21 protein-coding genes are annotated in these 26,561 nt (G+C 40.3%); 11 read left to right on the top strand and 10 right to left on the bottom strand.

Annotated features, from left to right (window positions below; genetic code table 11):
* Positions 1–14 precede the first annotated feature (14 nt).
* From mnmG to rpmH, 7 genes are all read right to left on the bottom strand, one after another.
* Positions 15–1,904 carry a tRNA uridine-5-carboxymethylaminomethyl(34) synthesis enzyme MnmG gene (mnmG, locus tag ACFI4Z_RS16880; RefSeq protein WP_462671578.1) on the bottom strand — a complete coding sequence of 630 codons (1,890 nt, stop codon included), beginning with the start codon at positions 1,902–1,904 and terminating at the stop codon, positions 15–17.
* A gap of 422 nt (positions 1,905–2,326) precedes the next feature.
* The gene (locus ACFI4Z_RS16885; RefSeq protein WP_462671579.1) at positions 2,327–2,782 is read right to left on the bottom strand and encodes a flavodoxin domain-containing protein; all 456 of its coding nucleotides are present in this window, start codon (positions 2,780–2,782) and stop codon (positions 2,327–2,329) included.
* A gap of 907 nt (positions 2,783–3,689) precedes the next feature.
* Positions 3,690–5,054, bottom strand: coding sequence for a tRNA uridine-5-carboxymethylaminomethyl(34) synthesis GTPase MnmE (gene mnmE, locus ACFI4Z_RS16890; protein WP_462671580.1), 1,365 nt, complete (start codon positions 5,052–5,054; stop codon positions 3,690–3,692).
* Positions 5,055–5,191: 137 nt separating this feature from the next.
* The gene (yidC, locus tag ACFI4Z_RS16895) at positions 5,192–6,868 is read right to left on the bottom strand and encodes a membrane protein insertase YidC (protein ID WP_462671581.1); all 1,677 of its coding nucleotides are present in this window, start codon (positions 6,866–6,868) and stop codon (positions 5,192–5,194) included.
* Between the two features lie 8 nt (positions 6,869–6,876).
* Positions 6,877–7,152, bottom strand: coding sequence for a membrane protein insertion efficiency factor YidD (gene yidD, locus ACFI4Z_RS16900; protein WP_099297148.1), 276 nt, complete (start codon positions 7,150–7,152; stop codon positions 6,877–6,879).
* A gap of 125 nt (positions 7,153–7,277) precedes the next feature.
* Positions 7,278–7,703 (bottom strand): ribonuclease P protein component, encoded by a 426-nt coding sequence (gene rnpA, locus ACFI4Z_RS16905; RefSeq protein WP_058562002.1) that lies wholly within the window; start codon positions 7,701–7,703, stop codon positions 7,278–7,280.
* 5 nt (positions 7,704–7,708) lie between these two features.
* The gene (rpmH, locus tag ACFI4Z_RS16910; protein WP_004335215.1) at positions 7,709–7,843 is read right to left on the bottom strand and encodes a 50S ribosomal protein L34; all 135 of its coding nucleotides are present in this window, start codon (positions 7,841–7,843) and stop codon (positions 7,709–7,711) included.
* Between the two features lie 507 nt (positions 7,844–8,350).
* On the opposite strand from rpmH, the gene dnaA reads away from it, so the two are divergent.
* The 9 genes from dnaA (at position 8,351) to ACFI4Z_RS16955 (ending at position 19,196) form a co-directional block, all read left to right on the top strand.
* The gene (gene dnaA, locus ACFI4Z_RS16915) at positions 8,351–9,739 is read left to right on the top strand and encodes a chromosomal replication initiator protein DnaA (RefSeq protein ID WP_099297150.1); all 1,389 of its coding nucleotides are present in this window, start codon (positions 8,351–8,353) and stop codon (positions 9,737–9,739) included.
* 13 nt (positions 9,740–9,752) lie between these two features.
* Complete coding sequence (dnaN, locus tag ACFI4Z_RS16920; RefSeq protein ID WP_462671582.1) at positions 9,753–10,856, top strand: DNA polymerase III subunit beta; 1,104 nt, start codon at positions 9,753–9,755, stop codon at positions 10,854–10,856.
* Positions 10,857–10,862: 6 nt separating this feature from the next.
* Positions 10,863–11,957 (top strand): DNA replication/repair protein RecF, encoded by a 1,095-nt coding sequence (gene recF / locus ACFI4Z_RS16925; RefSeq protein ID WP_462671583.1) that lies wholly within the window; start codon positions 10,863–10,865, stop codon positions 11,955–11,957.
* A gap of 12 nt (positions 11,958–11,969) precedes the next feature.
* Positions 11,970–14,396, top strand: a complete 2,427-nt coding sequence (gyrB, locus tag ACFI4Z_RS16930) for a DNA topoisomerase (ATP-hydrolyzing) subunit B (RefSeq protein ID WP_462671584.1) — start codon at positions 11,970–11,972, stop codon at positions 14,394–14,396.
* 143 nt (positions 14,397–14,539) lie between these two features.
* Positions 14,540–15,439: a glycine--tRNA ligase subunit alpha gene (gene glyQ / locus ACFI4Z_RS16935; protein ID WP_462671585.1), complete on the top strand. Its 900-nt coding sequence runs from the start codon at positions 14,540–14,542 to the stop codon at positions 15,437–15,439.
* A gap of 2 nt (positions 15,440–15,441) precedes the next feature.
* Positions 15,442–17,511, top strand: a complete 2,070-nt coding sequence (gene glyS, locus ACFI4Z_RS16940; protein WP_462671586.1) for a glycine--tRNA ligase subunit beta — start codon at positions 15,442–15,444, stop codon at positions 17,509–17,511.
* A gap of 60 nt (positions 17,512–17,571) precedes the next feature.
* Complete coding sequence (locus tag ACFI4Z_RS16945; protein ID WP_462671587.1) at positions 17,572–18,021, top strand: early set domain-containing protein; 450 nt, start codon at positions 17,572–17,574, stop codon at positions 18,019–18,021.
* Between the two features lie 110 nt (positions 18,022–18,131).
* The gene (locus tag ACFI4Z_RS16950; protein ID WP_462671588.1) at positions 18,132–18,554 is read left to right on the top strand and encodes a hypothetical protein; all 423 of its coding nucleotides are present in this window, start codon (positions 18,132–18,134) and stop codon (positions 18,552–18,554) included.
* Positions 18,555–18,671: 117 nt separating this feature from the next.
* Positions 18,672–19,196: an REP-associated tyrosine transposase gene (locus ACFI4Z_RS16955; protein ID WP_462671589.1), complete on the top strand. Its 525-nt coding sequence runs from the start codon at positions 18,672–18,674 to the stop codon at positions 19,194–19,196.
* 32 nt (positions 19,197–19,228) lie between these two features.
* On the opposite strand, the gene tusA is transcribed toward ACFI4Z_RS16955, so the two are convergent.
* From tusA to fadB, 3 genes are all read right to left on the bottom strand, one after another.
* Positions 19,229–19,468, bottom strand: coding sequence for a sulfurtransferase TusA (gene tusA / locus ACFI4Z_RS16960; protein WP_462671610.1), 240 nt, complete (start codon positions 19,466–19,468; stop codon positions 19,229–19,231).
* Between the two features lie 199 nt (positions 19,469–19,667).
* Positions 19,668–20,837, bottom strand: a complete 1,170-nt coding sequence (gene fadA, locus ACFI4Z_RS16965) for an acetyl-CoA C-acyltransferase FadA (RefSeq protein WP_462671590.1) — start codon at positions 20,835–20,837, stop codon at positions 19,668–19,670.
* Between the two features lie 4 nt (positions 20,838–20,841).
* A complete protein-coding gene (fadB, locus tag ACFI4Z_RS16970; protein ID WP_462671591.1) occupies positions 20,842–23,001 on the bottom strand; it encodes a fatty acid oxidation complex subunit alpha FadB in 2,160 nt (719 codons plus the stop codon).
* 210 nt (positions 23,002–23,211) lie between these two features.
* Between fadB and ACFI4Z_RS16975 the strand changes: the two genes are divergently transcribed.
* Both ACFI4Z_RS16975 and pepQ read left to right on the top strand, forming a co-directional pair.
* On the top strand, positions 23,212–25,098 hold the full coding sequence (locus ACFI4Z_RS16975) for a transglycosylase SLT domain-containing protein (RefSeq protein WP_462671592.1): 1,887 nt from the start codon (positions 23,212–23,214) through the stop codon (positions 25,096–25,098).
* A 79-nt stretch (positions 25,099–25,177) separates the two neighbouring features.
* Positions 25,178–26,500 carry a Xaa-Pro dipeptidase gene (gene pepQ / locus ACFI4Z_RS16980; RefSeq protein WP_462671593.1) on the top strand — a complete coding sequence of 441 codons (1,323 nt, stop codon included), beginning with the start codon at positions 25,178–25,180 and terminating at the stop codon, positions 26,498–26,500.
* Positions 26,501–26,561 lie beyond the last annotated feature (61 nt).

Consider the following 26,561-nt stretch of genomic DNA (forward strand, 5'->3'; position numbering starts at 1 on the left):
GTATTCCTTAATCGTTACGCAATTTTACGTAACAAGCCTTGCTTCTTTAGATACACTAATAATAGCGAAATCGCCGCAGGGGTGATACCAGAAATACGCGATGCTTGGCCGATAGTGTCAGGGCGAGCTTCTGTTAACTTAGCAACAACCTCATTTGATAACCCCGAAACAGTCGAATAGTCATAATCTTTTGGTAATACTGTTTCTTCGTGACGTAATTGTTTATTGATCTCATCTTGCTGGCGTGCAATGTAACCAGCATACTTAGTATGGATCTCAACTTGCTCAAGTGCAGCTTCATTATCAAATTCAGATCCAAGGCCATCAATAGCCATTAGATCGTTATAACGTATTTCAGGACGACGTAAAAGATCTTCTAAACTTGCTTCGCGTACCAATGGTGTTTTCAATAAGTTATTTACTTGATCAATAACAGTATGATCTTTATGGATCCACGTTTCTTTAATGCGCTGTGATTCTTTTGCGATTACATCCATTTTTTCGTTAAATGACTGCCAACGCTCGTCATTAACTAAACCTAATTCACGACCTTTTGCAGTCAAACGAATATCAGCATTATCTTCACGTAGTAATAAACGATATTCAGCACGGCTAGTAAACATACGGTATGGTTCTTTGGTACCGAGTGTTGTTAAGTCATCAATAAGTACACCCACATAGGCCTCATCACGACGTGGAGTCCATGGTTCTTTACCTTGAACTTGTAATGCCGCATTCATACCCGCAATTAAACCTTGTGCACCCGCTTCTTCATAACCTGTGGTGCCATTGATTTGGCCGGCAAAGAATAAACCATCAATAAATTTAGTTTCGAGTGATTTCTTTAAATCGCGAGGATCAAAAAAGTCATACTCAATTGCATAACCTGGACGACAAATATGGGCATTTTCAAAACCGTCTATTGATTGGACTATTTCAAGTTGCACATCAAACGGTAAGCTGGTTGATATTCCATTAGGGTAAAGCTCATAAGAGGTTAATCCTTCCGGCTCAACAAATATTTGGTGTTTATCTTTATCTGCAAAACGAACTATCTTGTCTTCAATAGAAGGGCAGTAGCGTGGGCCAATACCTTCAATTACACCAGAGTACATTGGCGAACGATGTAAATTATTGCGGATCACATCATGCGTTTTTTCATTAGTGTATGTGATGTAACACGGGATCTGTTGTGGATGATCTGATTGCTTACCTAAAAATGAAAATACAGGAGTCGGTGCATCACCTGGCTGTTCTTGCATTTTACTAAAATCAACAGTACGTGCATCAATACGTGGAGGTGTGCCAGTTTTTAAGCGATCAACGCGAAATGGCAATTCACGTAAGCGATCAGCTAATGCTATTGAAGGTGGATCACCCGCTCTGCCGCCTTTAAAATTCTCAAGACCAATATGAATTTGACCACCAAGGAAAGTACCAACAGTCAATACGACAGAGGGCGCACTAAAACGTAACCCCATTTGGGTAACTACACCTTTAACCTGATTATTTTCTACAATAAGATCATCACACGATTGCTGAAAGATCTTTAAATTATCTTGGTTTTGTAGGATATCTTGTATAGCCGCTTTATAAAGAGCGCGATCAGCTTGCGCACGAGTTGCACGAACAGCAGGACCTTTAGAAGAGTTTAGTGTACGAAATTGGATCCCGCCTTTATCAATAGCTTGAGCCATTGCACCGCCAAGTGCGTCAATTTCTTTAACTAAATGACCCTTGCCAATCCCACCAATCGCAGGGTTGCATGACATTTGGCCTAAGGTATCCATGTTGTGAGTCAGTAAAAGCGTATTCATTCCCATACGCGCAGCAGCCAATGCAGCTTCAGTGCCTGCATGCCCACCACCAACAACGATAACATCAAAATTTTCGTGAAAAATCATTTCAGGATCCTACTTAAATCAACCAGCAAACTGCCAAGGGGAGCGTATTCTACCTATAAATTGACAGAAGATAAATGATTAAACTGTGCTCAAGATCTAAGTAAGTGATCTCTAATAATATAAAGGATCTTTTAAAGAGATCTTTTATTTCTATTACTACTACTGATCAGCTTTTCTGTTGATAAGGTCTAGTTTGTATATAAAAACATAGAGTTAGATCCGATCTAAAGGTGTACATATGATCGGATCAACACGGATATAAGCTCTGATCAAAAGAGCTGTTTATACACAGGGGGTAATCGAATGGATCTTATCCCATGGATAACAACCCTTAAAAACGCAGTTAGATCATAGGTTATCCACAAATCGAACTAAATTATCAATATATTGTGTATAACTTTAGCTGGTGGATTTGCATTAGATCACTGTGTTTTTAAGCTATTTATTTCGATCCACTCTGGCAACCAGGCTAAAGCAGTGTCTTCTGGTAGCTCTTCGTCAAGTATGTTCAGTTCAAGTCGCTGGGCCGTACAATGCGCACCTTTACTCAAAAGTAACGCCTCTAAATTGCGCCCAGCGAGATTATAGGTGTCATAGCTTGTATCTCCTAAGCCAATAACACTAAACTTTAATCCTTTTAAATCATCAGCTTGATTAATACTTTCAATAAAAGGAAGTAAGTTTTCAGGGTAGTCACCAGCGCCATATGTTGATGTACACAAAAGCCAGATTGTGTTGTCTTGATCTATTTGTGAAAAGTCGGGTTGATCATGTACTTCAGTGGTTATCCCTTGCGATATTAACTGCTCGGCCAGTTGTTCACCTACATATTCTGCAGATCCCATTTGACTACCGATAATAATATTTACTGAATGCATGTTTTAGTTGATCGCTTTCCTGCTAGATTTGATGGTTATGATAAACAAGTTTACTGCGCAGTAAAGTAGATAATCGATCTTTGTATAAGTTTTTATGGTGTAAAACTATACAATAAAATTAAAGCTTGCTTAAATTGTTGATTTTAAGTTTTAAAATAAAATATTCCAAAATGTAATCATCTGATAAAGCTGTGTGTAATTGGTGTGGAACTATTGGATTTGTGTTAATTTATTAGCATGATTACTTGCTAAGCTATTGATCTTTTATAAGCAACAAGGTGTTTATTTTTATTCATGTGCTGATAAATAATATGTGGATAGATCGGCTGTGAATAACGATCGTTTGAGGTTATAAAAAAGTACTCTTCATTAATTATTTTTTCATTTACAGCGAAATTAGCGGTTTATTTTTTAAAAAACGTTAAATAAAGACAAAAAGAGAGAGGAACCTTACTTAGTTTTTATAAAAAATATGTCTTTTAACTTAAAGATCGTCCGTTTGTGGATAAGTTTTTTGCTTTATCAAGTGATCATTAGCACTGTTTATCGTCTTTTTTATTTTAGGATCGATCAGCACTGCTTATTATCAAGAGCTAAGTGCATTTTTAAATTACTTAATTTGAGCGTAAAAATATCAAATTAAACGATGAAATAGCGCTTTTAGCTAGGTCGCGTTAATGGAAATTAGACTTTCAAATATGCGTGTCAGGTAATCTTCAGAATGCCGTAGATGCTGATAATGTGTACTTATTTAAAGCGGAGAATGAGTTAGAGTGGGCGTTATCCACCAGCAATTTGACTTAGTTTTTTATTTTTTGAATGGTTTTATACAGAGGGTTTATAATTAAAGAGGTCGTAATTGTGAGTAAAAAGAGTGCTCTCACACTCTTTTTATATGAGAGTAAAGTTATTTACCGATACAAAACGAGCTAAATATTTTGCCAAGTAGGTCATCAGAGGTAAATTCGCCGGTAATTTCATTGAGGTAGTGCTGTGTTAAACGCAGTTCTTCTGCCAGTATTTCACCAGCAATATGCATCTCTAATTGGTCCTTACCTGTATGCAAATGATGGGCTGCGTTTTCTAATGCATCTAAATGACGACGGCGCGCCATAAATCCACCTTCAGTGGCGCCATCAAAGCCTATACAAGCCTTTAAGTGAGTACGAACTAACTCTATACCTTCAGCATTTTTAGCACTGAGACTTATCACTGGGTATTGCTGGTTTTCACTCATACCGACCTCATCACCCGATAAATCGGCTTTATTTCGGATTACCGTTACTCCCATACCATTAGGTAGCTTGGCCATAAACTCCGGCCAAATAGCATGTGGGTCGGTGTCTTTTGTATCAGTGCCATCAAGCATAAATAATACCCGATCAGCTTGGTTTATTTCATCCCATGCGCGCTCTATACCTATTTGTTCTACTCGATCAGGGCTTTCACGAAGGCCTGCGGTATCTATAATATGCAGTGGCATGCCATCTATATGAATATGTTCGCGTAGTACATCGCGCGTGGTGCCTGCAATCTCTGTCACGATGGCGGCTTCTCTACCTGCTAAGGCATTAAGTAAGCTAGATTTACCCGCATTAGGACGCCCAGCAATAACAACACGCATACCTTCACGCATTATACTGCCTTGCTTAGCTTGGTTGGTCACGTTGTTAAGTTGCTCAATAATGGCATTTAGATCACCAGAGACTTTACCGTCTGATAGAAAATCTATTTCTTCATCAGGAAAATCAATCGCTGCTTCAACATACATACGCAAATGAATTACTTTTTCGACTAGAGTATCAATATGCTTTGAAAACTCACCCTGAAGCGATTGTAGGGCGCTTTTTGCTGCTTGTTCACTGGTTGCATTAATTAAATCAGCAATGGCCTCAGCTTGGGTTAAATCCATTTTATCGTTCATGAAGGCGCGTTCTGAAAACTCACCTGGCTTGGCAAGTCGCACGCCTTCAATTTGGCTTATTTCCTTTAATAGCATATCTAGTACCACTGGGCCGCCGTGACCTTGTAACTCAAGTACATCTTCGCCAGTAAATGAATTAGGACCCGCGAAGTAAATTGCAATACCTTGGTCAAGTTGCTTACCTGCAAGGCTTTTAAAAGGTACATAGTCGGCATAGCGTACTTTAGGGCAACGACCAATAATTTGCTCTGCAACGCTTTTTGCTAAGCTGCCAGAGACGCGAATAATACCAACCCCACCACGTCCTGGTGCGGTTGCTTGTGCTGCAATTGTGTCTTGATTAATCATGCGAATAATTTGCCAACTAAATGAATAACGATATGTGCGTATTGTAACCTATGGATTTATTTGTAGCGAATGGCTATGGTGAAAAACAGGCAATAAAAAAGGCGACCTAAGTCGCCTTTGTATAAGTAGCGGCTAAGTTAGCCTCTTACTTTTATTCCTTGTTTTTCCATACCGCGGTAAATGTAGAGCATTTGCGCGATTGAAATAAGGTTCGACACTAACCAGTAAAGTACTAAGCCTGATGGGAACCATAAGAAGAACACAGAGAAGATAACCGGCATGTAAGTCATCATCTTTTGTTGCATCGGATCAGTCACTGTCATCGGCTGTAGTTTTTGCGTAATGAACATACTTGCACCAAATAAGATTGGCAGGATGAAGTATGGGTCTTTTGCTGATAAGTCAGTTAACCATAAGAAGAACTCAGCATGACGTAACTCTGTTGATTCTAAGAATACATAGAACAAGGCTAAGAAAATTGGCATTTGTAGCAAAATAGGGAAACAACCACCCATTGGGTTTACTTTCTCTTTGCGATACATTTCCATGGTTGCTTGACCGAATTTTTGACGGTCGTCGCCATACTTTTCTTTTAGTGCAGCCATTTTAGGTTGAAGGGCACGCATCTTCGCCATTGAGGTATATTGTGCTTTAGTTAGTGGGTACATTAATGACTTAACAATAATGGTAATGGCAATAATCGCCAGACCCCAGTTACCTAAACCACCAATGCTGATATCAAATAACCCAAAGAATGAACCTTCACCTGAGTATAAAAACTTAAGTAGTTCAAATAATGGTTGTGAGATAAACCATAACCAGCCGTAGTCTACAGTTAGGTCTAAGTTAGGGTGAATAGCTTCTAACTTGTCAGACTCTTTCGGGCCCATGTAATAAGTAGCACCAATGCTGGCTTGTTGGTTCGCTTGAATATTTACCGGCTCACCTTTAGTACCTATGATTGCAGCATTACCTTTAGCAATTAAGCTATACAGAGTATTTTGTTGCTCTTGCACTGGTATCCAAGCACTTACAAAGTAATGCTGAATAAAGGCAACATAACCACCTTGGGTATTAATACTGAGGTTTTTATCAGCCATGTCTGAAAAACTGTACTTTTCATATTTCTCTTCGCTAGAGCCATAAGCAGCACCAAGATAGTTCTGGTCAACTAAGCTACCTTTTTCTTGCACAGTACGTTTAATTTGCGTGTAAAGCTGTACTTGAATTGGCTCAGCAGTGGTGTTGTTTACAGTGTACTCAAGAGCAACGTCGTATTGGCCTTTTTTGAATACATAGGTTTTAGTAAAGGTAACACCTTTGCTATCTGTAAACGTTAAAGGAACACGCAGTTCATCACCATTCATTGTATAGCTTTTTTGCTGTGTACTATAAACAGGGCGGCCATTTGCAGATGCATCTGGGCCATTTAAACCAATTAAACCACTTTGAGAGAAGTATTGATTGCCATCAAACTCACCCAAAAGCATAAAGGGTGTTTCTTCACCTTTTACTTCTTCGTATTGCAGTAGGTCTGATTCAACAATATCACCACCGCGGGTATCTATTTTTACAGTGAATACGTCAGTTGTGATATCGATTACTGAACGTTTTGCACTGGTTGCTGCAGTTGGTAAATCACCGTCTGTTGACGAAGGTACATAATCATCAGAATCAGGTGAGTTAGATTGTAGTGTTTGTGTGTTGGCACTAGGATCGGCTTTTGGTGCGTTGTAATCGTTATTCCATTCTTGGAACAATAAAAACGATACAAGCATCAAACCGATGAATAAAAACGTGCGTTGCGATTCCATAACAGCTCTTATTTCTCGTGTTGGTGGTTAATATGGGTTGTTTTTTCAGGAACGGGGTCGTCTCCGCCTGAATGTAAAGGATGACATTTTAATATGCGTTTGAGCGCTAACCAACTGCCTTTTACAGATCCATGCAAATTAATTGCTTGAATAGCATAACTTGAGCAAGTGGGATTAAAACGACAATGCGGACCTAACAGTGGGCTAATCCACTTTTGATAACCGCGAATTATTAACACTAAACAAAACGTTGGAAAAGCAACAATTGGTTTAAGTAACCTCATGATGTTCTATCCTCTGTGTATATTTAGTGGGTGGATACCATGAATTTAAACACCCAAAACGGAATTTTAAATGCATGATTAAAAGGTGAGCTAAAGATACCTTAATTAACCCTATAATTCTATTGCTATTGGCTTTGTTTATTTGATTTAGCCGATTTATTAGGTCGTCTTTTAAATGGGGGTGGTTTAGGAGCACCCGGTTTGCAGCGTTCATTAATTTTGCGCCACAATTTAGTTAATTGCTTTGTGAGCTCTTCGTTTGATTGTTCATCAATGCCACTTTTAACCATTAACACAATATCGATGTTATCAATAGTATGCTGATTTAAACGAAAACTTTCGCGAGCAAGACGTTTAATACGGTTACGTTGACAGGCTTTTTTAACTCGTTTTTTAGCAACAGTAAGGCCTAAGCGAGGTTTTGCTTGGTCATTGGGTTTTGCTAATAAAGTAAAGAAAGGAGTTGCAGCCCGAGCGGGTTCATTAAATATGCGAGAGTAATGCGAGGGAGTTAACAGACGTAACTCCCTGCCAAAGTTAAAGTCTTCCACTTATATTAAGCAGAAAGAACTTTACGGCCTTTAGCGCGGCGACGAGCTAATACTTTACGGCCATTTACAGTTGCCATGCGAGCACGGAAACCGTGAGCACGTTTGCGTTTTAAAACGCTAGGTTGAAAAGTTCTTTTCATAACAATTCCATCCGATCGGTTAAAGGTTAAAACATCCTATGCAGGTCGCGATCCTGGCACAGGTGCCATTGCGAGCGCGAGATATTATAGAGGAAGGCCCCTAAAGTCAATCATAATTACATATATAATAGAGTATAGGATAAAGTAAAAACAGTGGGATCAGCTAGGATCCTTATAATAAAGGAGTTTTCCACAGCCTCTGTATAAAAAGTGCATAAAAGCTTGGGGTAACTAAATTAGATCAACTATTTCCATCGCGATCTAGTGGGTTTTTTGTTATGATCAGTCAGTGGTGTTAAAAATATATTTTGTTATAAATCAGTTTGTTACTAATTTTTTAAGCCGAGATCATGTTTTTCAAAAAAATCAATCTTGTACTTGTGGATAAAGTGCCTTCATAATAGTCGGTCTTGGGTTAATAAATTGCCTAATTATAGTAATAAAAGTATACCTTTCTGGTTTATTAAGATGGCCGGGAATAAAAACTAAATCTTTGGGAGTTTAACTGTGTATCTGTCGGTTTGGCAAAGTTGTTTATATGTATTGCAAGATGAACTGCCTTCGCAGCAGTTCAGTATGTGGGTAAGACCATTACAAGCAGAAAGTACCGAAGATACCTTGACTATTTATGCACCTAATCGGTTTGTACTTGACTGGGTGAGAGAGAAATACCTCAACCGCATTAACGAATTACTCGTTGAAATTTGTAAAGATGAAGCACCTGAATTACGTTTTGATGTGGGCAGCAAACCTATATTAAATACGCAGATGGCGGCGCCCGTTGCTGATAATACACCACCAATAAATCAACCCGCTGCTGTTGAGCAACCAAAAGCGGTCAAGCAAGTAGTTGAGCCTGCGCCTAAATCTGGTTATAAGCCAAATATAAAAGAAAACTATACCTTTGATAGTTTTGTTGAGGGTAAATCTAACCAGTTAGCGAAAGCTGCCGCAACACAAGTTGCAGATAATCCAGGTGCTGCTTTTAATCCCGTATTTATATATGGCGGTACTGGCTTAGGTAAAACACATTTATTGCATGCTGTTGGGAATGGCATAATGGCGAATAAGCCTGATGCAAAAATCGTCTATATGCATTCAGAGCGTTTTGTACAAGATATGGTAAAAGCACTACAGAATAACGCCATTGAAGAATTTAAACGTTACTATCGTAGTGTTGATGCATTAATGATTGATGATATTCAATTCTTTGCTAACAAAGAGCGTTCTCAAGAAGAATTCTTCCATACTTTCAATGCGTTACTTGAAGGTAACCAACAAATAATTTTAACTTCAGACCGCTATCCAAAAGAGATTGAAGGGGTTGAAGACCGCCTTAAATCACGCTTTGGCTGGGGTTTAACCATTGCTATTGAGCCGCCAGAGCTTGAAACGCGCGTTGCTATTTTAATGAAAAAAGCGCAGCAGAGTAAAATTAATTTACCTCATGAAGTCGCGTTTTTTATAGCTAAGAAATTACGCTCAAATGTACGTGAGCTAGAAGGTGCACTTAACCGTGTTATTGCCAATGCTAATTTTACCGGTCGTCCAATTTCAATCGACTTTGTAAAAGAAGCACTACGCGACTTATTAGCGTTGCAAGACAAGCTTGTAACGATCGATAACATTCAGCGTACCGTTGCGGAATATTACCGAATTCGCGTATCAGATTTGCTATCTAAGCGCCGTAGCCGCTCTATAGCAAGGCCACGCCAAGTTGCAATGGCATTATCAAAAGAGCTTACGAATCACAGTTTACCTGAGATTGGTGATGCGTTTGGTGGGCGAGATCACACCACTGTATTGCACGCGTGCCGAAAAGTTAAATCACTGCGTGATGAAAGCCACGAAGTGAAAGAAGATTATCAAAACCTAATAAGAACATTGTCATCTTAAGGCTGACTTTACTATGCAAATAACCATACCCAGAGATCAATTTTTAAAACCTTTAGTTCAAGTGTCGGGTGCTATAGAGCGTAAACACACTTTGCCGATTTTATCTAACGTATTGTTAGAGGTCGTAGATGGTCAGTTGGCCATGACAGGTACTGATCTGGAAATAGAGCTTGTCGCTAACGTGTTTGTTGGTGACGATGTTGAAGATACAAAGCTAACATTACCAGCAAAAAAATTGCTGGATATTTGTAAAAGTTTGCCAGATGGTTGTGAGCTAACATTATCAAGCCAAGATCATCAGTTGCTCTTAACTAGTGGCAAAAGCCGTTTCTCTTTAACTACGCTTGCAGCTGAAGACTTTCCTAATTTAGAGCAGTGGGATGGTGAAGTAGAGTTTCAGTTAACACGCTTAGAATTACGTAAGCTACTTGAAAGCACTCATTTTTCTATGGCTAATCAAGACGTGCGTTATTATTTAAATGGCATGTCGTTTGAAGTTGATAATGCTGATATTAAAACAGTGGCAACAGATGGTCACCGTTTAGCTATCGCTCAAAAAGAATTATCGCAATCGTTAAATACTCAACGTCAGTTAATTATTCCACGTAAGGGCGTACAAGAAATTATGCGCCTTATGGTTGCCGACGAAGAACTAGTAACCATTCAATTTGGCGCTAACCATATTCGAATTATTGATATAGAGTTTACATTTACTAGTAAGCTGGTTGATGGACGTTTTCCTGATTACCGTCGAGTTTTACCGCGTGGTGGTGATAAAGTAATTACCGCAAATCGTGAATGGTTACGTAGTGCCTTTCAACGTGTTTCTATTTTATCTAATGAAAAGTTTAGAGGGGTTCGACTAAACCTTTCTGAGGGCTTGCTAAAAATTACAGCTAATAACCCAGAGCAAGAACAAGCTGAAGAAGTGGTTGAGGTAAATTATCAAGGTGATGACTTAGAAATTGGTTTTAACGTTTCTTATGTACTTGATGTCTTGAACACACTTAAAACAGAAGATGTTTTATTTACTCTAGCTGATTCAAATAGTAGTGCATTAATTGAAGGTGCGGGTGACGAAGAAGCCATGTACGTTGTTATGCCGATGCGCTTATAAGGTTTTATGAGTTTAAGTCATTTAAGCCTCAATGATTTTAGAAACATTGAGGCGCTTACATTGGAACCTGTAAACGGTATTAATGTAATTTACGGTGAAAATGGCAGTGGAAAAACCAGCCTTTTAGAGGCTATTTATTACCTTTCTCATGGCAAATCATTCCGCACACCTAAACATAAAAGCATTATAAAGCACCAGCAGAGTAAGTTTACAATACATGGTAGAAAATCGCTTTATAACTTGTCTATACCAATCGGTATAAGCAAAAGTTTAAATGGAAGTACCGAGCTTAAGATTCAAGGTAAAACTAGCCGTAGAGTCTCAGAGCTCGCACAACTCATGCCTGTTCAAGTTATTACGCCTGAGAGCTATTCTTTATTTTTTGGTGGCCCAAAAGAACGCCGTAAATTTTTAGATTTAGGATTGTTCCACGTGGAACAAGACTTCTTTTATTTGTGGCAATCATTCAATAAAGTACTTAAGCAACGAAATGCATTATTAAAAAGCAAACCCAAAAATTATTTTGACCAAATTAGGTTTTGGGATAAAGAATTTGTTAGACTGGCTGAACAAATAAATACTTTAAGAATTGCGTATATAAGTAGGTTTAAGCGGCAGTTTTTTGATAAAATGTGTGCAGACTTAACGCTTATAAGCGATTTAGAAATAAACTATCAAGCTGGATGGAAAGAGACTGAGTCTCTAAGCGATGCCCTTGAACAAAACTTTGAACGCGATAGCCGTCAAGGTTTTACAAGTAAAGGTCCACATAAGGCCGATTTTAATTTTAGTGTTTCTGGCAACAGTGTTGAAAATACATTTTCCCGCGGTCAATTGAAGCTATTGCTTTATGCGTTAAAAGTAACGCAAAATAGTTTGATTGAGTCAGAAACTGAAAAGCAATCTATATTGCTAATAGATGATTTACCTTCAGAGCTTGGAGAAGATACGAAAGAGAAGGTCGGCCAATTGTTGTCGCACTGTCACTCTCAAATATTTATTTCTGCAATTGAATCTGAAAGTATTTCTGCTGTGGTGGAACCCATGCAACGAGAACTAGAAATGTTCCACGTGAAACATGGCAACCTAATAACAAGATAAGTGGGATTAACCATGTCTGAGAATTACGATTCGTCGAGTATTAAAGTACTAAAAGGATTAGACGCAGTAAGAAAGCGTCCTGGAATGTATATAGGGGACACCGATGATGGCACCGGCTTACACCATATGGTGTTTGAGGTCGTTGATAACTCTATTGATGAAGCCTTAGCTGGCCACTGTGATGACATCTTTGTCACAATTCATTTAGACGGTTCAGTCTCTGTTCGAGATAACGGTCGTGGTATTCCAACTTCAATACATGAAGAAGAAGGTGTATCTGCAGCTGAAGTTATTATGACGGTACTTCATGCTGGTGGTAAGTTTGATGATAACTCTTATAAAGTATCAGGTGGCTTGCACGGTGTAGGTGTTTCTGTTGTAAATGCATTATCAGAAAAACTAAAACTAACTATTCGCCGTGAAGGCAAATTGCATGAGCAAACATACACTATGGGTGTGCCAGATGCGCCATTAGCCGTTATTGGTGATTCTGATAGCTCAGGTACAGAGTTACGTTTTTGGCCAAGTGCTGAAACGTTCACTAACTTAGATTTCCATTATGATATTTTAGCTAAACGTTTACGTGAATTATCATTCTTGAATTCAGGTGTGAGCATCATCTTAACGGATGAGCGAGAAGAAAATAAATCTGATCACTTCAAATACGAAGGTGGTATTCAAGCGTTTGTTGAATATCTGAATCGTAATAAAAACCCAGTTCACAAAGGGGTATTCCATTTTACTCATGAGCGCGAAGAAGATGGAATTAGTGTTGAAGTATCTATGCAGTGGAATGATGCATTCCAAGAAAATATTTACTGTTTCACAAATAACATTCCACAACGTGATGGTGGTACTCACTTAGCTGGTTTTAGATCTGCGCTAACGCGTACACTTAATAACTATATGGAAAAAGAAGGCTTTAACAAGAAAGCTAAAACAACCAGTAATGCGACGGGTGATGATGCTCGTGAAGGCTTAACTGCGGTTGTAAGTGTTAAAGTACCTGATCCTAAGTTCTCATCACAAACCAAAGATAAGCTAGTATCAAGTGAAGTTAAATCTGCGGTTGAGCAAGCAATGGCTGAAAAGTTCACTGAGTTTTTATTAGAAAACCCAATGGACGCGAAAATCGTTGTCGGCAAAATTATTGATGCTGCACGTGCACGTGAGGCGGCCCGTAAAGCGCGTGAAATGACACGCCGTAAAGGTGCTATGGATTTAGCTGGTTTACCAGGTAAACTGGCTGATTGCCAAGAGAAAGACCCAGCACAATCTGAACTATACATAGTGGAGGGTGACTCAGCTGGCGGTTCAGCCAAGCAGGGTCGTAACCGTAAGAATCAAGCGATTCTTCCGCTTAAAGGTAAAATATTAAACGTTGAAAAAGCGCGTTTTGACAAGATGTTATCTTCGCAAGAAGTAGCGACGCTAATCACTGCATTAGGGTGTGGTATTGGCCGTGACGAATACAATCCTGAAAAATTACGTTATCACCGCATCATAATCATGACCGATGCCGACGTGGATGGGTCACACATTCGTACCTTGCTACTGACATTCTTCTATCGTCAAATGCCAGAAATTGTTGAACGTGGCTATATATATATTGCTCAACCACCACTTTATAAAGTGAAAAAAGGCAAGCAAGAGCGTTATATCAAAGATGATCCAGCATTAGTTGAGTACTTAACATCTTTGGCACTAAATGGTGCAGCGCTTTACACTAGTGCTGATGCGTCAGCGCTTGAAGGTGAAGCACTTGAAAGCATTGTTCATGATTACCAAAATACAGTTAAAGTAATTGAGCGCTTAAAACGTAAATACCCGAACACGGTTATGAATCGTTTAATTTATCAAAGTGAGCTTAAAGCAGAGCACCTTTCTGATGAAGAGAAAGTAATTGCATGGACTAAAGAGCTTGTTGATGACTTAATTGAACGTGATGAAGATGCAACCATTTTCCATGCTGGAACTGAGCACGATACAGAGCGTAACCTATATTACCCGGTTGTGAATATTCGTCAGCATGGTGTGGATAAAGCACACATACTTCATTATGACTTTCTTGCTTCAAAAGATTATCAACGCATTGCTGTAACAGGTAAAAACATCGCTAACGTGCTTCAAGAAGGGGCATATATTCAACGCGGTGAAAAAACAAAACCTGTTGATAACTTTGTGGATGCATTAGAATGGTTGATCACAGAGTCTAAGCGTGGGATCTACATTCAACGCTATAAAGGGTTGGGTGAAATGAACCCTAGTCAGCTGTGGGAAACTACTATGGATCCTGATGCTCGTCGTATGTTACAAGTAACGATCGAAGATGCTGTTGGTGCTGATCAATTGTTTGCTACATTGATGGGTGATCAAGTAGAACCTCGCCGAGAGTTTATCGAAACGAACGCACTACGCGTAGTTAACCTCGATGTTTAATTGCGAGTAATAATTTTAAAAAGGAGCCAAATGGCTCCTTTTTTATTGGCTGCAATTGCACAAACTGCTTAAAACATGACTACGCACAAGGTATACTGAGGGTAATTTTCACGCTACATCACAGCAGATACTAAAAGCCAAATATGCAAAAATATGACGTTAAAACCTTTCAAGGTTTGATCCTGGCTTTACAGGATTACTGGGCACAGCAAGGTTGTGTCATTATTCAGCCACTCGATATGGAAGTTGGCGCGGGTACATTCCACCCACAAACATTCTTAAAGTCTATTGGTCCTGAGCCAATGTCTAGCGCATACGTACAACCGTGTCGCCGTCCTACTGATGGCCGTTATGGTGAAAATCCTAACCGCTTACAACATTACTATCAATTCCAAGTGGTATTAAAGCCATCGCCAGAGAATATCCAAGAGCTTTACTTAGGCTCTTTAGCTGCAGTAGGCATTGATACGCTGACTGACGAAGTACGCTTCGTAGAAGACAACTGGGAGTCACCTACGTTAGGTGCCTGGGGTCTCGGCTGGGAGATCTGGTTAAACGGTATGGAAGTAACGCAATTTACTTACTTTCAACAAGTAGGTGGCTTAGAGTGCTCACCAGTGACCGGTGAAATTACTTACGGTCTAGAACGTTTAGCAATGTACATTCAAGGCGTAGACAGTATTTATGACCTTGTTTGGGCTGATGGTCCGATGGGACGCGTTACCTATGGTGACGTTTTTCACCAAAACGAAGTAGAGCAATCAACTTATAACTTTGAACACGCAAACGTTGAAGACTTATTTGCACAGTTTGATAAATGTGAGGCCGAGAGCCAAAAGCTAATTGAAGCTGGCTTACCATTACCTGCCTACGAGCAAGTAATGAAAGCATCGCACGCATTTAACTTGCTTGATGCTCGTCATGCTATCTCTGTGACAGAACGCCAACGTTATATATTACGTGTTCGTGCCTTATCTAAAGCATGTGCACAAAGTTATTATGATGCACGCGAAGCGCTTGGCTTCCCGCTTTGTAAGGATTAACCATGTCAGCACAAAATTTATTAATAGAAATTGGCACAGAAGAGCTGCCTCCAAAAGCACTGCGTAAATTAGCAGAAGCATTTGCTGAAAACCTAACAGCAGAACTTGAAGGGTTAGAGTTAGCTCATCAAGGTGTGAAATGGTATGCATCACCACGTCGTTTAGGTTTACAAGTAACTGCGCTTGAAGCCAAGCAACAAGATAAAGAAGTTGAAAAACGTGGCCCAGCAACAAAAGCTGCATTTGACAGCGAAGGCAACCCAACTAAAGCGGCCATGGGTTGGGCACGCGGTTGTGGTATTGAAGTAAGTGAAGCACACACTCTTGAAACTGATAAAGGCGCGTGGTTGTTACATATTGCTAAAGTAGCAGGTAAAGAAACCACCGCGCTATTAAATGACGTAGTGAATAAAGCGTTAGCAAAATTGCCTATTCCAAAGCCAATGCGTTGGGGCGCGAATAAAACACAATTTATTCGTCCTGTGCATACCGCCACTATTTTGTTTGGCGATAAGCTTATTGAAGGTGAAGTACTTGGTAAAGCAATTAGTAACCAACTTCAAGGTCATCGTTTTCATCATCCAGAAAAAATTAGTATTAACCACGCGGACGATGTTTTTGACGTACTTAAATCTGCGCACGTTGTTGCCGATTACGAAGAACGTAAAACACAAATTCGCAGCCAAATTGAAGCCGCAGCAAAAGCAGTTAATGCTGTGGTTGCTATGGACGAAGACTTACTAGAAGAAGTCACTTCTTTAGTTGAGTGGCCAGTTACCTTGACCGCAACGTTTGAAGAGGAGTTTTTAGATGTACCAGCAGAAGCGCTGATCTACACCATGAAAGACGACCAAAAATACTTCCCATTACTTGATCTAGAAGGCAAGTTACTTAATAAGTTTTTGTTTGTTTCAAACATTGAAAGCAAAAAACCAAGTGTTGTTATCGCGGGTAACGAGAAAGTAGTGCGCCCGCGTTTAGCGGATGCACAGTTCTTCTTTGAAACAGATAAAAAGAAAACCCTAGAAAGCCGTTTAGAGTCACTTGATAGCGTATTATTCCAAAAGCAACTGGGTACGCTAAAAGATAAGTCTGAGCGTATTGCGGCACTAGCCGGTTACATTGCTGAGCAACTAGGCGCAGATAAAGTACTTGCAGAGCGCGCAGGCTTACTCAGTAAAACAGACTTAATGACCGAAATGGTGATGGAGTTTACTGACGTACAAGGTGTTATGGGCATGCATTACGCACGCCATGACGGTGAAGCTGAAGACGTAGCCATTGCGCAAAATGAGCAGTACATGCCGCGCTTTGCAGGCGATAGCTTACCAACAAACTTAATCAGCTGTGCTGTCGCTATCGCAGATAAGTTTGACACGCTGGTGGGTATCTTCGGAATTGGCCAAGCGCCAAAAGGCGATAAAGACCCGTTTGCACTTCGTCGTGCTGCAATTGGTGCGTTGCGTATCATGGTAGAGAAAGCGCTGCCATTAGATATTCTAGACTTAGTTGCTAAATCACAAAGCTTATTTGGCGAAAAGCTAACTAACTTAAATGTATCGACAGATGTGTTTGAGTTTATGCTTGGCCGCTTCCGCGCTTGGTATCAAGACGAAGGCATTCAAGTTGATGTTATTCAAGCCGTGCTTGCGCGTCGGCCAACTAAGCCTGTTGATTTTGACCGCCGAGTTAAAGCGGTAAGTCACTTCCGTACATTAGACGCCGCAGAAGCACTGGCAGCAGCTAATAAGCGTGTAAGCAATATTATCGCTAAGAATGATATTACGAGCCAAGGCAAGGTCGATGAGAGCTTATTAAGCGATGATGCTGAAAAGGTACTCGCTTCACAGGTTGCTAAGTTTGCAACTGAACTTGCGCCACTTTATGCTGCTGGTGACTATCAAGAAGCACTTGCGCAATTAGCGGGTATCCGTGAAAGTGTTGATAACTTTTTTGATAACGTGATGGTAATGGCAGACGACGAAGCCGTTAAGCAAAATCGTTTAGCACTATTAAGCCAATTAAGTGGCTTATTTTTAGATATTGCTGATATTTCTGTACTACAGAAGTAAGTTCAGCGTAGCTTAAAAAGCCAGCAGCTATGCTGGCTTTTTTGTATTTAAGGTTAACCTATGAAACGTATTTTAACGCTTGCGGTCGTTAGCTTATTAACCGCATGTTCGAGCCAAGTTCAACTTCCTAGTATTGATGACGTGTTACCTAGTAAAGAGCTAGATAAAACCATGTACTTACGCGGTGATTTCACATTATGGGATGCAGAGCCACAGTACCAATTTGAACAAGTTGCTCCTGCGATTTACCAAGCCAATGTTAAGTTTTCAACACCTGGTAAAGTCTACGAATTTAAAATTGCCGATGCCGACTTTAGCGAAGGCTACAATTGTGGTTACAGTGAAGCCGCACCAACAGGGCAGTCATTAGTACTTGGTCAAGCTGCCATTGCCGACTGTAATACCATCTATAATTACTTTAGCTTCACCCCAGCAGCAAAAGGCCGCTACGTAGTAAGCATCGATTATCGTAATTACGATGAACCAAAAGTGACGATAACGAAGAAGTAAGAGCTGTAGGTAGTAGGTTGGGTAGAGTGAAACGAAACCCAACATGGCATAAGCTTATCCACATTATAAGGCTTATATAACTATTAATAGAAATAAGTTTAAGGAAGACCATGAAGTTATACCGCGGAGTTAATATAGGATTAGACAAAATAAATAAAGGAAATATTATACCTAAGAGTAATAAAATTAATGCAGTACTGAGTGCAGGAGAGCCAGCTGGTCAGTCTGGAGCCGGTTTTGAGTCTGGATTTAGTGATAATAACTCATGTATTTATCATCAATATGATTCAGCCATATATGAGTTTTCTTGGGTTTCGACCACTACAAGCTTTGAAATAGCTAAGAAATTCGCAAAATTTAATAATTGTGAAGGGTATGTGTATGTTTTGGATTCCGAGCTATTTGAAAAATACAACATAATAATGAAAAAGCTAGAGAATGAGTTTTATCCAGACGAAAAGGAAGTATCAATAAGAGAAATTAATGGGGGATCAATTCCTAGCGAGGTAATTGTAGAAAAGGTTCTTGTATGAACCGTTGGGAGAGTTTGTATATTGTTGGGTTTCGCAAGACTCAACCCAACCTACATGTAACTAATTTACTTTGTGCTCTAAAATTAAAAAATTAAAATTGTTCATGGATGAATTTAGATGCAATATAGGCGGGTTTTAGATTCTGGAGCTTGTTATTTTTTCACATTGACTTTAGAAGACAGAAATAAAGAATACCTAACGCAATATATTGATTTACTGCGAAGTGCTTATTCAAAAGTTATTAAAAGGTACCCAGTAGAAACAATAGCAATTGTTATCATGCCCGATCACCTACATGCTCTATGGCAACTTCCTGAAAGTGATAGTGACTATGCTTTGCGGTGGCGATTAATTAAAAGTAACTTCTCACGCTTATTACCAATAGATGAGTTTCGCAGTAAAAGCCGAATTGCTAAATCTGAGCGAGGCATATGGCAGCGTCGTTACTGGGAGCATAAAATTAGAGACGATAATGATCTGCAAAACCATATTAACTACATTCATTATAATCCTGTGAAACATAAATATGTAACCAGAGCTGTTGATTGGCCATATTCTAGCTTTCATAAATATGTAAAGTCAGGGACATTAGCTGTTGATTGGGGAATTGATGCTGCAAATATCGAAATAGAAGCTAAATAATTTCTGTTGGGTTTCGTTTCACTCAACCCAACTTACAACCCTTTCTTCACCAAATATCGATACGGTATTTCATCAACTTCTTTAGCCACTAGCGTGTGATCCATAAACATACAAAAGCTTGGGATGTCGCGGGTGGTTGAGGGGTCGTCTGCGGTGATCAGTAGGGTTTCGCCTTCTGCCATTTTACGCACCGCACCGCGAATCATCATGACAGGCTCAGGGCAGCGTAGGCCGATGGCGTCTAATTGGTGATCGGGGTTATCAAAACTCATGGCGGTGGACCTTATCAAGTGGCGCTTAACGATTAATTTAAGGTCGCTAGTTTAACGGCCTAGCCGCAAGAAATAAAGTCACATCACTAATGCTTATTTGGCCATAAAGGTTTATTTGCAAATAACATAAAAAAGCCGCGCTGATTTATAAATCAGCGCGGCTTTTTACACCAAGAGTTGGTTACGTGTATAAGACTAATTAGTCTTGTACGCGTTCAAATACAGTGGCGATGCCTTGGCCTAAACCTATACACATAGTCGCTAAACCGTATTTCGCGTTTTTGTCTTCCATTAAATGAATAAGCGATGTGCTAATACGCGAGCCTGAACAACCCAGTGGGTGGCCAAGAGCGATTGCGCCGCCATTTAGATTCACTTTTTCATCAACCACATCTGCAAGACCCAAGTCTTTTAATACAGGTAATGATTGCGCGGCAAATGCTTCGTTAAGTTCAGCTACGTCGATGTCATCAATAGTGATACCCGCTTGTGCCAGTGCTTTTTTACTCGCTGGTACTGGGCCGTAACCCATGATTGATGGATCGCAACCTGCTACAGCCATTGCTTTAATGCGCGCACGAATTGGCAAACCTAAAGCTTTAGCTTTTTCTTCGCTCATTACTAACATGGCTGATGCGCCATCAGATAGTGCTGATGAAGTACCGGCTGTTACTGAACCTGAAGCAGGATTAAACACAGGGCGAAGCTGTGATAGGCCTTCAACCGTTGTTTCTGGGCGAATGACTTCGTCATCTTCAACTAAAATTAATGATCCATCTGCATCGTGACCTTCCATAGCGAGGATTTCGCGGCGGAAACGGCCTTCAACCGTTGCAGCATGTGCACGTTGGTGTGAGCGATAAGCAAACTCGTCTTGCTGCTCGCGGCTAATGCCGTGAAGTGTAGCAAGGTATTCAGCAGTTAAGCCCATTGAGCCAGACGCTTGTGCAATTGAAGTCGCTAGGCCTGGGTGAAAATCGTTCCCGTGAGTCATAGGTACGTGGCCCATGTGCTCAACACCACCAATTAGGTAAGTGTCGCCAGCGCCAGTCATAATCGCGCGAGCGGCATCATGTAATGCTTGCATTGATGAACCACATAAACGGTTTACTGTTGTTGCTGGTACTGAATGTGGAATACCCGCGAGTAGTGATGCATTACGAGCAACGTTAAAGCCTTGCTCTAATGTTTGCTGTACACAACCCCAATAAATATCATCAATTGATGCTGGATCAACTGCTGGGTTGCGCTCTAGTAAGCCCTTCATTAAGTGAGCGCTTAAGTCTTCCGCACGTTTGTGTTTGAATACGCCGCCCTTTGAGCGACCCATTGGTGTGCGGATACAATCTACAATTACTGGATTATTCATGATATTAACCTTCCACCTTATAGAAAATACGGCCTTCTTCAGCCCATTGGCGAGTTTGTTCTGATACTTGGTAAATCGCACCTAGGTGAGCGTACTTATCTGCTGCTGCAACAAAGTTTGCTAAACCAGTTTGATCTAAGTAACGGAACGCGCCGCCTCTAAATGGAGGGAAACCAACGCCGTATACAAGCGCCATATCAGCCTCTTGTGGAGAAGCAACAATGCCTTCTTGTAAACAAAGAAGTACTTCGTTGATCATTGGAATCATACAACGGTCAATGATTTCTTGCTTATCGAATTCTTTCGGTGCATCTGTAATTGGCGCTAATAGCTCAACTGCTGTTGCATCGTTTGATTTTTTAAGACGACCGCGACGATCTGTTTCGTACTTGTAGAAGCCCGCTTTGTTTTTCTGACCAAAACGTTTTTCGTTAGCAAATACAGTCACAGGATCTTTTTCTGCTCGCGCCATACGCTCAGGGAAACCATCAGCCATTACGCCAGTACAGTGATAAGCCGTATCAATACCTACAACGTCAAGTAGGTAAGCCGGGCCCATTGGCCAGCCAAATACGTTTTCCATTACTTTATCTACTTTTGTAAAGTTAGCGCCTTCAACAACAAGTTTGCTAAAGCCTGCAAAGTAAGGGAATAAAACACGGTTTACAAAAAAGCCTGGGCAATCATTAACAACGATAGGTGACTTGCCAAGCTTAAGGGCGTAATCAACCACTGCATTAATCGTTTTATCTGAAGTTTTTGCACCACGGATAATTTCTACTAATGGCATTTTTGGAACTGGGTTAAAGAAGTGCATACCGCAGAAGTTTTCTGGTTTATCAAGCGCTTCAGCTAATAGATCAATACAAATAGTCGATGTGTTTGATGTAAGAACCGTGCCTTCTGGCATGTTCTTTTCAAGATCAGCTAATACCGCTTGCTTAACTTTAGGATTTTCTACAACGGCTTCAACAATGATTTTAGCGTCTTGTAGGTCTGCGTCGTTAAGTGTCGGTTTGATTTTGCTCAGCGTTGCCAGCATTTTTTCCATTGGCATGTGGCCGCGCTTCACTTTTGCGCCTAATAATTTAGATGCTTCACCCATACCTAAATCAAGTGCATCTTGTTGGATGTCTTTCATTATAATAGGCGTGCCTTTATACGCAGATTGGTAAGCGATACCGCCACCCATGATGCCTGCGCCTAATACAGCGGCTTGTTTAATTTCTACATCGCTGTGCTTAGCAAGTTTACGTGCTTTACCTTTGATGAACTGGTCATTTAAGAAAATGCCGGTTTGCGCTGCTGCTTCGTTAGTACGTGCAAGTTTTGCAAAGTTAGCATTCTCGATTGCCATTGCTTCGGCGCGCTCACAATTTGCAGCTGCTTTAATAGTACGTACAGCCATAACAGGAGCAGGATAGTGGCCTTTGGTTTTACCCATTACCATACCTTCGGCCATTGCGAAGCTCATGCCTTGCTCAACACGGTTTAATTTAAGCGGTTGAAGCTTGACGTTGCGCTTTGCTTGCCAATCTAACTTTCCTGAGATAGCAAGTTCAAGTGTTGAAATACTTGACTCTAAAAGTTTGTCAGCACTAACTACCGAGTCAACAGCACCTACTTTAAGGGCATCTGCTGCGCGATTTTCTGAGCCTGAAGTAATCCAAAGCATGGCGTTATCCGCGCCTACGATGCGTGGCAGGCGCACTGTGCCACCAAAACCAGGCATAATGCCCAATTTAACTTCTGGCAAGCCAATTTTTGCGGCAGTACTGGCAACACGATAATCGGTAGCAAGTACCCACTCACAGCCACCACCAAGCGCTAAGCCGTTTATTGCGCTTAGTGTTGGGAATGGTAAATCTTCTAAAGCGTCAAAAACATCAGTGGCATCTTTGATCCACGTTACTAATTCAGCTTCTGGTTTAGTAAACGTTGGTAAAAATTCGAAAATGTCGGCGCCAATAATAAAGTGGTCTTTATCACTGGTAAAAATCATGCCTTTGATATCTTTGTTTGCTGCTAATTCTTTTAATGCAGAGGCGCAATCTTTCAAGGTTTGCTGAGACAAAGTGTTTACAGAACCTGCAACACAAAATTTGAACTCGGCGATATTATCCTTGATGAAAGCAACTTCAAAGGAATCGCTCTTATATAACATTATTATTCTCCCTAGTTAGTGAACTAAGACTGGTACGATGAGTTTGCATTTCAATCAGTGTGCTTGCTTTAAATAAAAAATGCAACGAAAAATTTACTATGCTCTATTACTACTGGTTAAAATATAGCTGGTTTGATGCTAAGGTGTAGGCGAAGTTTTTAGCTGAATTTATATTTTTATTTTTGAGTGCTTTTAATCCTAAAGGTCATCATGAAAAAACATTTATTAGGTTGGACGGCAGCTGCATTATTTCTCCCTTTTTTTTCTGCCGGGGCCAATGACGAACACAGTGCTTTTTTAAGCGCAGAGAAACAAGCTCGTTCAAGTAACTACAACAAATTTAAAGAGGCGGTTAGTGTACTCGACCATCCTCTAAAACCTTATGTTGAAAAGACATATTGGCAACGACATCCCAGTATTAAGCACCAAACTGAAATAGAAAATTACTTAACTATTTACCAAAACACGCCGCTTGAATGGCCTGTACGTAAGGCATGGCTAAAGTATTTGAGTAAATCTAACCGTAAAGCCACTTTTATAAATAATTATAAGAAGACCAGCAATAACGAATTAACGTGTACTTATTTGCAATATCAGCTTGACTTAGGCGCGCCAGAAAAGGCGATCTTAAATCAAGTAAGTGATTTGTGGGTTGTAGGTAAGTCACAACCCAAAGAGTGCGACTCGTTATTTAGTTTATGGCGTAAAAAAGGTTATTTAAGTCAAGATCGTGTTTGGCAAAGGGTTACTTTAGCTGCGCAAGGTGGAGACAGAAACCTGTTGCCTTATTTAAAAACCTTACTACCTAAAAAAGAGCAATACTTAGCCGATCTCTATCGCAAGGTGAGAAGTGACCCAAGCACATCTGCTGGTCTTTATCGTTATAAAAATAAAACAGTCAAAGAGGGCGAAATTGCGCACTATGGTGTAAAGCGCCTAGTCTGGCGTGATAGAGACTTAGCACTCAAAGCGTGGGAAAAGCTTGATAAGATGTTTGACTACTCGGATGAGCAAAAAGCAGATGTTTATTATACGTTTGCTTTGTCTTTAGCATCCAGTGGCCATCAGCAAGCACGGTTTTGGTTAAATAAAGTACCTAAAGAGCGCCAAGATAGAAAGCTGATGCAATGGCAACTAGGTAACATGCTTAAAACACAGGATTGGTCAGGTATTGTTGCGTTCTTCACAGGTAAAGAAAATCTAAGCCTAGGTCAACAATATTGGTTAGCATATAGCTTAGAGCAGCGTGGTGATGTAGATCGCGCAAAAGCAATTTGGCAAACCGTGGCAAAAGAACGTGACTACTATGGCTTTTTAGCAGCAGCGAGATTAAATATACCTGTGCAACTAAATACAATACCTTTGCAGGTGAGTGATTCGTTGGTCACTGAAGTGGCTGAAGCGCCAGGCTTTAAACGTGCAAAAGCACTTTATGAACTTGAGCGTTATACGTCTGCACGTCGAGAGTGGAATTATTTAACGCGTACTTCTAGCGAAAAAGAGAAGTTAGCGGCATCAAAACTCGCGGCAGAACTTGATTGGTACGACAGTACTATCTATACCTTAGCGCAAATTAAAGCATGGGATTATGTAGAGCTGCGGTTTCCATTTGCGTTTCAAGACTTATTTGAACGTTACAGCAAGCGCAACCGCATAGATGTTACTTGGAGTATTGCCATTTCACGTCGAGAAAGCTCATTTGCGCCCGATGCACGTTCACACGCTAATGCACGTGGTTTAATGCAATTATTACCAAGTACTGCTAAATATGTGAATAAAAGCACCGTTTCAAGTCGGCGCTTAAATCACCCCCAAACAAATATTCGTTTAGGCACGGAATACTTGGGATATTTAAAAAAGAAAAATAAGGGTAACGAAGTGCTCGCAACCGCATCTTATAATGCAGGTTACCACCGCATTAAACGATGGATACCTGATGACGCAATGCCAGCTGAGTTGTGGGTAGAGCTGATTCCGTATCGTGAAACACGTAATTACGTAAAAAATGTATTCGCTTATCGTCAGGTATACCACACTCGTATGGGCCGTGACGGGAATTTACTCGCGGCGATATTAGATATGAAAATGGGCGGTTAACCTTATTTAGGTACGCTTTGGGTATAAATGAGTCTATGGTAGACTCTCGCACAAGTTAAATTTAACAGATGGGTTTACTATGGATAAATTAGCCGTTTCTTACGCCGAACATATTGCAACACTGCAACAGCGTACGCGTACTATTATTGATCGTGAAGGTTTAGAAGGTTTAGTGATCCATTCAGGGCAAGCTAAACGTCAGTTTTTAGACGATATGTATTATCCGTTTAAAGTTAACCCGCATTTTAAAGCGTGGTTACCTGTAATCGACAATCCACATTGCTGGATTGTTGTTAATGGTAGCGACAAGCCAAAGCTTATTTTTTATCGTCCAGTTGATTTTTGGCATAAAGTACCTGATGAACCACGTGATTTTTGGGCTGATTATTTTGATATTGAGTTGCTACTTAAGCCTGATCAGGTTGAAAAACTACTGCCATACGACAAAGAAAAGTATGCTTACATCGGTGAGTATTTAGAAGTAGCTCAAGCACTGGGTTTTAGTATTATTAACCCTGAGCCAGTATTAAACTACTTCCATTATCATCGCGCATATAAAACGCAGTACGAGCTTGAGTGTTTACGCCAAGCTAACCGAATTGCGGTAGATGGCCACAAAGCAGCCCGAGATACTTTCTTTGCTGGTGGCTCTGAGTTTGATATACAGCAAGCTTACTTGATGGCAACACGCCAAAGTGAAAACGAAATGCCGTATGGCAACATTGTTGCACTAAACGATAACTGCGCTATTTTGCATTACACGCACTTTGATCCTGTAGTGCCTAAAGAACATAAATCATTTTTAATTGATGCAGGTGCTAACTTTAACGGCTATGCCGCAGATATTACCCGTACGTATGATTTTAAAAAATCAGGCGAATTTGCTGACTTAGTGAATGTTATGACTGAGCACCAAATTGCCCTAGGTAATGCTTTAAAGCCAGGTTTACTTTATGGCGAATTACACCTTGATTGCCACCAGCGTGTAGCACAAGTACTTAGTGACTTTAATATTGTTAAGTTACCTGCGGCAGAAATTGTTGAACGCGGTATTACTTCAACATTCTTCCCACACGGACTTGGCCACCACCTTGGTTTACAAGTACATGATATGGGCGGCTTTATGGCTGACGAAAGTGGGGCACATCAAGCGCCACCAGAAGGGCACCCATTTTTACGTTGCACCCGCTTAATTGAAAAAAATCAAGTGTTCACCATCGAGCCTGGCTTGTACTTTATTGACTCGTTGTTAGGTGATTTAGCGCAAACAGATAACAAACAGTTTATTAACTGGGAAAAAGTTGAGTCGTTTAAGCCATTTGGCGGCATTCGTATCGAAGATAATATTATCGTACACGAAGACAGCTTAGAGAATATGACGCGTGATTTACACTTAGCTTAAGTGATAAATCAGCGATAGAAGGGGCCTTTTGGCCCCCTTTTTTTGGTTGAATATTGGGTTA

The organism is Pseudoalteromonas sp. RWi3 (genome assembly GCF_054960735.1).